This window comes from uncultured Gilvimarinus sp. (assembly GCF_963972205.1).
Lineage (GTDB): Bacteria > Pseudomonadota > Gammaproteobacteria > Pseudomonadales > Cellvibrionaceae > Gilvimarinus > Gilvimarinus japonicus.
The window spans coordinates 292,594-305,069 of the sequence record NZ_CAXAUC010000002.1 but is presented as its reverse complement, the minus strand read 5'-3'; the positions used below and the strand labels follow the sequence as shown (position 1 = coordinate 305,069).

Sequence of the window (12,476 nt, the reverse complement as noted above, 5' to 3'; positions counted from 1 at the left end):
ACGGTGAACGGTGAACGGTGAACGGTGAACGGAAAGACTAACCGCTCACCGCTTTTGAGCAAGCGTTACTGACGAGATTTTTTAACTATATCGTAGGCCACCTGTATTTCTTGCGCACGTTCAGTCGCGGCCTTCACCGCATCTTCGGGCAAACCCTGACCTGCCAGTTTATCGGGATGGTACTGGCTCATTAATTTTCGGTAGGCTTTTTTCACTTCGGCATCTGTGGCGCTGGACTCGACTCCGAGTGCCGCATACGCGTTGTCTAAATCACCCGCTCGAGACTGCCCACCACCGGCTGATTGATAACCACCACCGGCTGAGAACGAATGTTGCGCTTTAATCATGCGCAGCAGCTGCTCGAAGGCAAAACCGCTAATACCCAGCGCCGCAGCCACTTCACGCAGAACCCGTTCTTCATTGGCGTCAAACTGACCGTCGGCCAGCGCGAGGTTCACAAGATACGACAGCAGCATCTGCACCAAATTACGGTTATTGCCGCACTTGGCCCGAAATTGCGAGTAAGTCGCCTCGGGGTTAAAATCGGCCGCCGCCCCCTCTTTAAACAAGTTAATGGCCACCCGGCGTTGATCGGGCGAGAGCCCCATTTGGGTCATCAACTGCTCAGTCTGCGCGATTTCATCTTCACTCACCCGGCCATCGGCCTTGGCAAGGTACCCTAACAGGGTAAAAGTCGTCTCAAAAAAGCACTGACGGATAATCGCCTGCTGCTCTGGAGAGGCCATACGGGCTTGGTTGCGATAGCCTTTGTCGAACATATGGCCAATAAACACACCCAGCATCGCCAACAAGGGGCCACCGACCACAAAACCTAAGACACCACCAATTATCTTACCAATCATGCTTTAATCTGCTCCAATACAACTTGTAGGTTGCAAGCTTACCATTAATAAAGGTCGAAACGCGTGCAACAAATCTTTACAGAGCGCGCCCCACTTGCCGCAACAGCGGCCCGCCTTCGCCCGAGCAACTCGATAACCCTAGGGCGATTCCGTATAATCGACGCTCTAATAACATAGCGAATTTCTATGAACGATCAAACAACAGCAACACTCGCGCAACTGCTTGAGCCACGCCTTAGCGATGCCGCTCTCGACTTCTGGCAAAAATCCCAGCGAGAAGTGGCCGCCGGCGTCGAGCGCTCGCGCTTTTCCGCGCTTATATCAATGGCTAGCCGCCACGCCAAGCGGGTGCCACTGAGGTTAACCGAGGCTGAGCTGGCCGCTTGCGAGAGCGCCAAGCCCGGCTGGCGAGCACAAAACTGGAACCTGCTAGAACTGCTGCGGGTTGCCCTGATCTGCGCCCGCGAGGATGTCGGCGAGGCGAGTTTTGCCGAGGATTTTGAGTCGCTATTCGTCTATGCCGACGAGGGCGAAACCTGCGCGCTGTATCGCGCGCTGGCACTGTTACCGGCCGCCGAGCGGTTTGTCTGGCGTGCGGGCGAGGGTTGCCGCAGCAATATGCTAAGCGTATTCAGCGCCATAGCGCTGGATAACCCCTACCCGGTTAAGCATTTTGACGACACCGGATGGAACCAACTGGTCATTAAGACACTCTTTTTAGAGCTGCCCTTACACCGTATCATCGGCTTGGACGAGCGCCGCAGCGCCGAGCTAACCCGTATCGCGCTGGATTTAGCCGATGAGCGCGAAAGCGCCGGGCGTACCATTGCCCACGACTTATGGTTGTGTTTGGATTCCAGTCACGCCGAGCGCAGCCTCGCACTGGCCGAGCGCCTTTGGCCCGACGCCGACAGCGTGACCCGCTCGGCGATCGTATTGGGCCTGGCGCGGGCCGAGCAACACACGCAAGTACAACGTCTGGCCGAAACCGAGTCAGATATCGACGTCGCACACGCTATCGATGCGGCCCTAGGGGGTAAGTTTGATCAGGCACAATTTGCCCGTCTAGTCACAGACAAAAGCGAGAGTGAAACATGAGATTTTTTGACCCGCATATCCATATGGCCAGCCGCACCACGGACGACTACCAAAATATGGCCGCCGCTGGTATTCGCGCCATTATCGAGCCCGCCTTTTGGATGGGCCAGCCGCGCACCAACGTGGGCAGCTTTGTCGATTACTTCTCAAGTCTGGTCGGCTGGGAGCGTTTTCGCGCCTCACAGTTTGGTATTGCCCACTACTGCGCCATCGGCATTAACTCTAAAGAGGCCAACAATGAGGGCCTTGCCCGCGAGGCATTGGAGCTTTTACCCAACTTTGCATTAAAAGAAGGTGTGGTGGCAATTGGCGAAATTGGCTATGACGAAATCACCCCCGCCGAAGAGTTTATCTACCAAGCACAACTTAAGTTTGCGGTCGAGCACGACATGGTAGTGATGGTGCACTCACCCCACCGCGACAAAAAGAACGGCATTATTCGCAGCATCGATGTCGCGCTTGAGATGGGCGTGCCACCGCATAAGCTGGTGATCGACCACAACAACGAAGAGACAGTACAGAGCGTGCTCGACGCCGGAGCCTGGGCCGCCTTTACCATTTACCCCAACACCAAAATGGGCTCTGAACGGATGGCCGAGATTGTTCGTCAGTACGGCCCCGAGCGCATTATTGTCGACAGTTCGGCCGATTGGGGCGTAAGCGATCCGCTGTCAGTCCCCAAAACAGCCCATTTGATGAAACAGCGCGGCATTGACCCCGCCGCTATCGAACTGACTTGCTGGGGCAATGCACTGGAGGCCTATGCACAATCCGGACAGATCGACGTCGAGGCACTCATGCAGGACGCCGTGATCGACCAATCGCAATCGTTTAGCGATAACTCCGTACTACGAGGCCAGCAGCCCCGTATCGACGAGCCTGTTAAAAACTAGTTAAAAAGAGCGTGCCCGTGCGACAGATTGATCAAAGCTTTACCATGACCTACCAGTTCCCGGTCTGCTTCGACCGGGATACCCTCGCGCCCGAAAACCCGTTGCTGCGGGATATTGTCGAGCGCGCTGGCGACGGGCCGCACCGAGTGCTGCCGGTCATTGATCAAAATGTGCTGGAGGCACATCCCGATATCGTCGACCGCTTGCAGCTGTACGCCGACACCCACGGCGAAGCGCTGGAGCTGATCGAGCCGCCGCTGATTGTGCGCGGCGGCGAGATCAGTAAGTCCGAGCCAACCGAGGTGGACGAGTTTTATCTGCGCACGCAAACACAAAATATCGATCGCCACAGTTTTGCGTTGGTAATCGGCGGCGGCGCGGTGGTCGATGCCATTGGCTATGCCGCCGCAACAGCCCATCGGGGCATTCGGCTGATCCGTATGCCCACCACCGTGCTGGCGCAAAACGACGCCGGTATCGGGGTAAAAAATGCCATTAATTATCGTGGCCGGAAAAATTATTTAGGCACCTTTGCTGCGCCTTTTGCGGTGATTAACGACTTTGATTTTTTAGCCACTCTGCCGGCGCGCGATAAAGTATCGGGCATTGCCGAGGCCATTAAAGTCGCACTCATTCGCGACGGCGAATTTTTTAGTTGGCTGCACGACAACCGCGAAGGCTTAGCCGCGTTTAATGCCGAGCCCACCGAGTACATGATTACCCGCTGCGCCGAGCTGCACTTAAACCATATTCGCACCAGTGGCGATCCGTTTGAGCAAGGCAGTGCCCGACCGCTGGACTTTGGTCACTGGTGCGCACACCGATTAGAGGAAATCTCGGCCAGTGAATTGCGTCACGGCGAGGCCGTCGCCATCGGCATCGCGCTCGATTCAATCTACTCGCACCTCAAAGGCATGATCAGTATCGACTCGCTCAACCGCATTCGTGCCACCCTTGAGGGCGTTGGTTTTACCCTGAGCCACGCCGCGCTCGAGTCGCTGGATATTAATAAGGCACTGCAAGATTTTCGCGAGCACTTAGGGGGCAAATTGTGCATTACCCTGCTCACCTGCGAAGGGGCCGCGCAAGAGGTTGATGAAATTGACCACGTGTTAATGGAGCGCTGCCGCCAGCACTTGCTGGAGGGCACATGGCCGAGCTGACCTATTGCAGCAACATTCACCCGGGCGAGCACTGGGCCGATGTAATGCACAACCTGGACAGTCACGCTCTGGAGGTAAAAGCGCAGCTTAATTCCAGCGCCCCCTTCCCTCTCGGGCTGCGCATTGCCCAGCAAGCCGCGCTTGAGGCCGACGCGCAAGCGATCGCCGAGTTTCGCGCTTGGTGCGAACAACACAACTGCTACTTATTAACCATCAACGGTTTTCCCTACGGCACGTTTCACAACCGCCGCGTAAAAGAAAACGTTTACCTACCCGACTGGCGCACCAGCGACCGTGTCGACTACAGCAAACGACTGGGAGATTTGGCGGTAAAGCTTGAGCCTCACGCTAAACGTATTTCTATTTCCACCGTCCCCATTGCCTTTAAACCCGCGTTTGATGAGACAGCCGAACACGAGTGGGAGATCGCCTGCGCCAATGTGCGCGAGGTAGCCGAACACTACTACCAGCTCTACCAACAAACCGGAGTTTTCTTGGTGCTCTCGCTTGAGCCCGAGCCCATGTGCGTACTCGAAACCACCGACGAAGCCATTGGCTTTTTTAAACGCTTGCGCTTACCCGAGCGCCTGCGTCAGCACGTCGGCCTGTGCTTTGACTGCTGCCACCAAGCGGTAGAGTTTGAAGATGCTCAGGAGTGTTTACAGCGCCTTATCGACGAAGAGATCCCCATTGGCAAGGTGCAGGTATCCAGTGCCCTAAAAGCCACTGGCGACGAGATCGCAAAACTACTCAACTTTGACGAGCCGGTGTACTTACACCAAGCGGTCGCGCACTGCCCACAAAGCGGACGGCTACACCGCTTTACCGACTTATCCGACTTTAAAAATGCGCTGCAACAAGGACAGCGTTTTGATGAGTGCCGGGTACATTTTCACATTCCTATTTTTCTTGAGCACCTCGGCGAGTGCGGCACCACCCAAGACTTTTTGCGAGCACTGCTGCCGTTACTGGATAAAAACACGCCACTCGAAGTTGAAACTTATAGCTTTGCCGCCATCCCCGAGCACCTGCGTACCGACACGGTCAGTGCTAGCATTGCGCGAGAACTCCTTTGGGTTAAAGCGCTGCTACACTGAATCCAGCTGTCTAAATAGTCGCCGCAACATTTACTGCCAACACGAGGCCCCAAAATGCAAAGAACCGTCGTTCTCAACGTGGTCGGCCTGACCCGCGCACTCTTGGGTGAGCACACCCCCAACATCAACAAACTCGCTGGCCGCAGCACCACCATTAAGCCGGTTACACCCGCGGTTACCTGCTCGGCACAGGCGACTTACTTAACCGGCAAGCTGCCCAGCGAACACGGTATCGTCGCTAACGGCTGGTACTTTCGCGATCAAAATGAAGTCTGGCTGTGGCGCCAAAGTAACAAACTAATTCAAGCCCCCAAGATTTGGGATATGGCGCGCGCGCGCGATAAAGACTTTACCTGCAGCAATACTTTTTGGTGGTACGCCATGGCCACCGATGCCGATTACACCTTGACGCCGCGACCACTGTACTGCGCCGATGGCCGCAAGCTACCCGACTGTTACACCTATCCGTTACAGCTGCGCGAAACCCTCAGCAAAAAATTTGGCAACTTCCCGCTGTTTAATTTTTGGGGGCCGGCCACTAGCATTAAATCCACCCGCTGGATTGCCGATGCCGCTATGCACATAGAGGCCGAGCACGAGCCCACCTTGCAATTGGTTTACTTGCCACACTTGGATTACTGCCTACAAAAAGTCGGGCCCGATGGCGACATCGCCAAAGACCTACAAGAAATTGACGATTTAGTGGGCGAGTTACTGGATTACTTTAGCAAGCGCAATTGCCAAGTAATACTGTTATCCGAATATGGCATTGTGCCCGTCTCGCGGCCCGTGCACCCCAACCGCATCTTACGCGAGGCCGGCAAGCTATCGCTTAAGGTAGATTTGGGCCGCGAGTATTTAGACTTTGACACGTGCCGCGCCTTTGCCATGAGCGATCATCAAATTGCTCATGTGTATGTGCAAGCTAAAGCGGATATCGCCGAGCTTAAAGCATTGTTCGCCAACACTGAGGGCGTGGCAAAAGTGTTAGAAGGGGCCGAGCGCGCCGAATACGGGCTCGATCACGAACGCGCTGGCGAGTTGGTATTGCTGGCCGAGCCGGATAGTTGGTTTACCTATTACTACTGGAACGACGAAGCCCAGGCACCCGACTTTGCCCACCAAGTGGAGATTCATCGCAAGCCGGGCTTTGACCCCTGCGAGCTGTTTCTTGACCCGCGTTTGAAATTCCCCAAACTTAAAGTGGCCCGCCGCTTGGCACAAAAGAAAATGGGGATGCGCTATGTGCTGGATGTGATTTCAACCGACCCAACCCAGGTAAAAGGCTCGCATGGTATCTACGATGGCAGCGATTACTCCACCCCGGTATTGATGAGCACCGCGCCCGATTTATTACCCGATCATCAAGTACACGCCACCGATGTCTGCGATTTAATTTTGCAGCATATTTTTAATGAACAAACTCACTCTACGACGGAGCAAGACCATGCCACTGACGCTTAACACCGCCCTAAAACTCGGCCGCGTCAGTAACCTACCCACCGTATGGATGAATGCTATTGCCAGTATTGCGCTAACCAGTGCGGCTTTGGGGACAGGTTTTCCCATCCTCGCTTGTGGTTTGGTTTTACTGGCATTGTCGTGCTTTTACGCAGGCGGCATGAGCCTTAACGATTACTGCGACCGCCATTGGGACGCCGAACGTCAGCCTTACCGTCCTATTCCCGCAGGCAGTATCAAAGCTGGCAGCGTACTTACGTTGTCTTTGGCTCTGTTTAGCGCAGGCTTTATTCTGCTGTGGTTTACCCCCAACGCTCGCGGCATTCTGGCGGCGGGCGGATTACTCGCGCTTATTGTCGCCTACGATGCATGGCATAAACGCCACTGGAGCACTGTGGCACTCATGGCTAGTACGCGCCTTGGGGTTTATTTGGTGGCCGCGTTCGCCATTGCCGGCTCTGCCACTCAAGCGGTGGTCCTGTTGGGGCTTATTCAATGCGGTTACACCCTGCTAGTGACGGTGGTGGCACGAGCCGAAAACAAGCGTCCCCAGGGCTACGGGTTTCCTGTTATTCCATGGATGATTGCCGGTATGGGTCTAGTGGACGGTATCGCATTAGCGTTACTGCTTTCCCCTGTGTGGCTACTTGCCGGTATCGCTACGGTGGTATTAACCCGCTGGGGGCAACGCTATGTGCGAGGTGACTAGCCCACTCAGTGCCACGCTACATCGCACTATAATAGTCAAACAAAGGGAATGCGTGTGAGCTAACCTCCGCACCCAAACCATCAATTCTGGTGCCTTCTGCTGCTTACTTGGGCTGCCGAGCGCACCGGGGTAAATCGCCACAGCCTTGGCGCGCGCAACCATTAACAGAACCTTTAAGCAAAGAGTCACCAGAGCTTCAGCCCCCACTTCGCCCTTGCGGCTTTTATAAAATCGCTTATATCGCATACCGGTCCAACCTCAAACAGCCTTTTCAGTACCGACGCCCTCCTATCGTCACATGGCGCGATTTGCCCTCTGTCTAAAACACGTTAAACCGCCAGCGCACCTAACGCGATTGCTTTAAGGTCCGCAGGCTCTATCCAATAAATAATAATTATATGGAATAAAAGATTTAAAAACCGGGAATCCAGGTAATTAAAATAAGTGTTTTCATGCCAAACATGATTATTTTTCGATCTAACCGGCTTATTTTTATCACAGTTTTTAACAAGGTCACACTTTAACCGACCACTTATTGACCGAGGTATAGGGTTTTACGGCAGAATGTGACAACGTTGTCTAACAGGGATGCACAACTCCGGGTAAATCTACGGGGACAGCGCTGAGGTAAAAAGTGTCACTACTGCAGGACGAGCAGCGGCACTGCCAGCGGTTGTGTATCGAGCCCTTATGTTGGGAGCGATCAATTGCGACCGCCCATACAACAACATAACAGGGATAACCCCATGAAAATATTGCACTCCATTGGCTTGTGCTCTGTGGCCGCTATCGCGGCACAAAGCGCCCAAGCCTACACCTGCACTAATCTCGATAGCTGGAACGCGCAAACCGCCTACACCGGCAGCTCACAAGTACAGCACAGTGGCGAGGCCTACCAAGCTAACTGGTGGACTCAAGGCGACGATCCGAGCAGCAACTCTGGCCAGTACCAACAGTGGTCCAGCCTCGGCACCTGTGATGGCTCTAATCCGGACGCCAATCAAGCGCCGCTCGCCCGCGTTAATGGCCCCTACAGCGGTATGCCTGGCGGCACAATTGCGTTCGATAGCGCCGGCTCGAGCGACGCCGACGGTAACATCGCCAGCTACGCATGGGACTTTGGTGATGGCGGCAGCAGCACGCAAGCCTCACCATCACACAGCTACGCCTCGGCCGGTAACTACAGCGTCTCGCTCACCGTCACCGACAACGAGGGCGCCAGCGCCAGCGCCAGTACCAGTGCCACTATCAGCGCCGACCCGGGCGATCCAAACGACTGTAATGCTGCTGTCTATATGGCCGGCACCCAATACGCCGCCGGTGACATTGTGCAAAACGCCGGACAAGCGTATCGCTGTGACATCGCCGGCTGGTGCTCGTCATCCGCAAGTTGGGCCTACGAGCCTGGCAATGGCGCCCACTGGCAAGACGCCTGGAGCCAAACAGACTCCTGTGGCGACCCAAACACCAATGTAGCGCCCACCGCGCAAGCCAATGGCCCCTACTCGGGCAGCGCCGGCGGCAGCATTACCTTTAGCAGTAATGGTAGCAGCGACAGTGACGGCAGCATCAGCGCCTACCGTTGGGACTTTGGCGACAGCACCACCAGCACCGCCGCCAACCCATCTCACAGCTATAGCGACGCGGGCACTTATCAAGTCACCCTAACGGTTACCGACAATGCCGGTGCCACCGATGCCGACAGCGCCAACGTAACCGTGGTGGCCGCCGACCAAAACCAACCGCCCGTGGCGCAAATTAACGGCCCGTTTAACACCGACGCTAACACCAGTATTAGCCTGTCTAGTGCCGGCAGCGCGGACCCGGATGGCAACGTTGTCGGCTACAGCTGGAACTTTGGCGATGGCAACAGCAGCACGGCCGCCAACCCCAGCCACAGCTACACCAGCGATGGCCAGTACACTATTACGCTAACCATTACCGATGACGAAGGCGCCACCGACAGCGTTACCACCACCGCTACGGTAGGCACGGTTGACGTCACTCATGGCGATAAAGTTATTGGCTATTTCACCAACTGGGGTGTTTACGATCGCGATTACCACGTCAAAGATATTCACACCAGCGGCTCAGCCGAAAAGCTAACGCACATTGTGTACGCCTTTGGTAATGTGCAAAACGGCAAATGTGTGGTGGGCGATTCGTACGCCGATTACGACAAAGCTTATAGCGCGGCCGAGAGTGTCGACGGCGTTGGCGATACCTGGGATGCTGGCGCACTGCGTGGCAACTTTGGTCAGTTACGTCGTTTAAAAGCCATGTACCCACAAATTAAAGTGGTGTGGTCATTTGGTGGCTGGACTTGGTCTGGTGGTTTTGAGCAAGCCGCCGCTAACGCTCAGCAGTTTGCCCAATCGTGTCACGACTTAGTCGAAGATCCACGCTGGGCGGATGTATTCGACGGGATCGACATCGACTGGGAATACCCTAACGAATGCGGCCTAACCTGTGACAACAGCGGCTTTGACGGCTACAAAAACTTGATGCGCGCTCTGCGGCAAGAGTTTGGTCAAGACGCTCTTGTAACGTCCGCTATCGGTGCAGGCGAGGCTAAGATCAACGCCGCTGACTATGGCGGTGCAGCGCAGTACCTCGACTTTTATATGATCATGACCTACGACTTCTTTGGCGCTTGGAATAAGCAAGGTCCTACCGCGCCCCACTCACCTTTGTATACCTACGATGGCATTCCGCAGGAAGGTTTTACCACCAACCACGGCATTGAAGTGTTGAAGAGCAAAGGCGTTCCCGCCGAGAAGATCATGCTGGGTATCGGCTTTTACGGTCGCGGTTGGACCGGCGTCAGCCAAGCCGCCCCCGGCGGCACCGCAACCGGCGCAGCCAGCGGCACCTACGAAGCGGGCATTGAGGACTACAAGGTTCTTAAAAACACCTGCCCAGTGACCGGAACCTTTGCCGGTACAGCTTACGCCAAGTGCGGCAATAACTGGTGGAGCTACGACACCCCTGCCACCATTAACGGCAAGATGCAGTACGTTAAGCAGCAAGGCTTGGGCGGCGCGTTCTTTTGGGAGCTAAACGGCGACACAAGCAATGGTGAATTAATTAACGCCATTGATAGCGGCCTTAGCAACTAAACGCCACATGGCTAGCAACATAAAAAACGGCGGCCTAGGCCGCCGTTTTTTTTACTAAATATTAAACCTATTGCGGCGCAAGCTGCAGCGTAAACTCGCTCTCGCCACCGGGTAATAGCTCAATCGTGCTTTGTACCTGCTGGCCATCAGCCATCACGGTTACCTTGTACTTACCGTAAAAGCCCCGACTGCTAAACTCGCCAGCGTCACTCGACACGCCTGAAAAATCATTCCACCAAGTGTCATAAATGGCTTGCTTCCAAGCAACCGCGTTGGGTTTTTCTTGCCAGCTTTGCGTGTACATTGCGGCGTTGGGGTTCCAGTGGGCGCCAGCCCAAAAGCCCCAGTTTTGTACGCCTACGGTGGCTGGATGACTGAAAAATATGGTGAGAAAATCCCGGGTAAAATCCGCCTGTAACGCTTCGTCCGTGGTGTTAACGTCAAACTCGGTGGAGCGAATTTTTAAATCGGGAAACGCCTGATGAAAACGCTCAATAATATCGTAAATACGCGAGATCGATGTGGGGGAGTTACCAAAGTGGCTCTGCAAGCCGATACCGTCAATCGGCGCGCTAGCATCTTGTAAATACTGGATCGTCTGTTGATAGTGATCCTGATGCGCAAAGTTACGCCCGCCCCCCGACAAAATCGAGTAGTCATTAATATACAGTTTGTGAGCCGGCAAATTGGCGCGGGCTTGCTCAAACCAACCTACCATCACCTCATCGCCAAAGGCATCCATTAAATAATGGTTATCGTAGGGCTCATTTAATACATCCCACTCGTCCAACACGCTCGCCGTGGCACTGGTGATATCATCAATATGATCCAGTGTTACTTGCTTCGCCGTCGGGTCGGCCGCCGCGGGATTACCCTCAGGCAAATAGCCTTGCATTAACTCCGGCAAATTGCGTTTAGAGGGCCACACCAACACGTGGCCACGGGTGTAAAAGTCGTGATCTTGCAGCCACTGCAGTGCCGCGATGGTGGTGGTTTGATTAAAGCTACTGCCCCACTCGCCTTCCCATGGGCCCCACTTTAAGTCGTTTTCGGGTCCACTTTGGTTAAATAGCTCCAGTACTTTCTCACGGTAAATGTCACTGTCATCACCTTCACCCATCAAAATATTACCTACGGTAACCGAGCCAAAGTGATAAGCGTGTTGTACAAACTCAACATTAACGTCGGCACCACTCACGGCCGCGCCATCGGCATCGACGACGTTTACGGTAAAGTCCCCCTTGCGGTATTGCTCGATACGCGCATTAGCGTCTGCCCGCCAACTGGCGTCCGGCTCCCGGCCAACATAGCTCAGTTTAGTCAGCGGTAAATCGTCCATCGTTAAGGTATTGCTATAATTCAGCAACTGCACACCACCCACCTCAAACACTTGCGCGCGGTCGCCATCGCCAAAGCCCACTTTAACAATCGTTTCACCGGCAGCTTCGGAGCGCGGCATTTGCAATGGAATAAAGTACTCTTCCCATTCGCCCGTACTGTTTAATTCGTGCTGAACGTACTTGGTAAAATCGGGCGTCTCCATAAACACAGTGGCAAAGCCGGCACCGGTTTCGTAGGTGTTCTCGACCGAGCGAAAATACAAATGCAATAACAGCACATCGCCATCGTTTAGGGCTACGGTGGTGGGATACTGCAACTGACCATTGTAAAACTCGCCCGACGGGTTGCTAACCGACACGCGCACCGCTTGCGAGAACTCCTCGTGCTCGGCGTCAACGGTTTCGGCCGAGCCCACGGGGCCGGCGTTATTGCCTTCCCAAAACGCGTATCCGGTTGCCGGCGTTGAAGTAATAACCGATACGCCGCCTGCCGGTATCTCGGTAACAGGTTCTGGCTGGGGTTCAGGTTCAGGTTGGGGTTCCGGCTCTGGCTGGGGCTCGGGCTCCGGTTCGGGCTGGGGCGTTACCGCTGGTGGGCTGCTAGTACCACCGCCGCCGCTACCGCAAGCGGTGACAAGCAAAGCATACGATACGATAAACAATAAAGCCCAAAGAGAGCGACGGGCGTGATGAGCGTGCATGTGTGACCTCCTAACTTCTTGTTATAGTTAAT

9 protein-coding genes are annotated in these 12,476 nt (G+C 54.8%); 7 read left to right on the top strand and 2 right to left on the bottom strand.

Annotated features, from left to right (window positions below):
• Window positions 1-65: 65 nt before the first annotated feature.
• Window positions 66-863: a co-chaperone DjlA gene (djlA, locus tag AACY82_RS05865; RefSeq protein WP_339615849.1), complete on the bottom strand. Its 798-nt coding sequence runs from the start codon at window positions 861-863 to the stop codon at window positions 66-68.
• A 186-nt stretch (window positions 864-1,049) separates the two neighbouring features.
• On the opposite strand from djlA, the gene AACY82_RS05860 reads away from it, so the two are divergent.
• The 7 genes from AACY82_RS05860 (at window position 1,050) to AACY82_RS05830 (ending at window position 10,403) form a co-directional block, all read left to right on the top strand.
• On the top strand, window positions 1,050-1,961 hold the full coding sequence (locus tag AACY82_RS05860; RefSeq protein WP_339615848.1) for an EboA domain-containing protein: 912 nt from the start codon (window positions 1,050-1,052) through the stop codon (window positions 1,959-1,961).
• Window positions 1,958-2,854 (top strand): TatD family hydrolase, encoded by an 897-nt coding sequence (locus AACY82_RS05855; RefSeq protein ID WP_339615847.1) that lies wholly within the window; start codon window positions 1,958-1,960, stop codon window positions 2,852-2,854. Before AACY82_RS05860 ends, AACY82_RS05855 begins: the two co-directional genes overlap by 4 nt.
• An 11-nt stretch (window positions 2,855-2,865) precedes the next feature.
• Window positions 2,866-4,017: a 3-dehydroquinate synthase gene (locus AACY82_RS05850; protein ID WP_339615846.1), complete on the top strand. Its 1,152-nt coding sequence runs from the start codon at window positions 2,866-2,868 to the stop codon at window positions 4,015-4,017.
• Complete coding sequence (gene eboE / locus AACY82_RS05845) at window positions 4,005-5,114, top strand: metabolite traffic protein EboE (RefSeq protein ID WP_339615845.1); 1,110 nt, start codon at window positions 4,005-4,007, stop codon at window positions 5,112-5,114. Before AACY82_RS05850 ends, eboE begins: the two co-directional genes overlap by 13 nt.
• 54 nt (window positions 5,115-5,168) lie before the next feature.
• The gene (locus AACY82_RS05840; RefSeq protein ID WP_339615844.1) at window positions 5,169-6,578 is read left to right on the top strand and encodes a nucleotide pyrophosphatase/phosphodiesterase family protein; all 1,410 of its coding nucleotides are present in this window, start codon (window positions 5,169-5,171) and stop codon (window positions 6,576-6,578) included.
• Complete coding sequence (locus AACY82_RS05835; protein ID WP_339615843.1) at window positions 6,562-7,284, top strand: UbiA family prenyltransferase; 723 nt, start codon at window positions 6,562-6,564, stop codon at window positions 7,282-7,284. The genes AACY82_RS05840 and AACY82_RS05835 overlap by 17 nt, the downstream gene beginning before the upstream one ends.
• 746 nt (window positions 7,285-8,030) lie before the next feature.
• Window positions 8,031-10,403 (top strand): glycosyl hydrolase family 18 protein, encoded by a 2,373-nt coding sequence (locus tag AACY82_RS05830; RefSeq protein WP_339615842.1) that lies wholly within the window; start codon window positions 8,031-8,033, stop codon window positions 10,401-10,403.
• A 67-nt stretch (window positions 10,404-10,470) separates the two neighbouring features.
• Here AACY82_RS05830 and AACY82_RS05825 read toward each other — a convergent pair whose 3' ends face one another.
• Complete coding sequence (locus AACY82_RS05825; RefSeq protein WP_339615841.1) at window positions 10,471-12,444, bottom strand: endo-1,4-beta-xylanase; 1,974 nt, start codon at window positions 12,442-12,444, stop codon at window positions 10,471-10,473.
• Window positions 12,445-12,476: the final 32 nt, after the last annotated feature.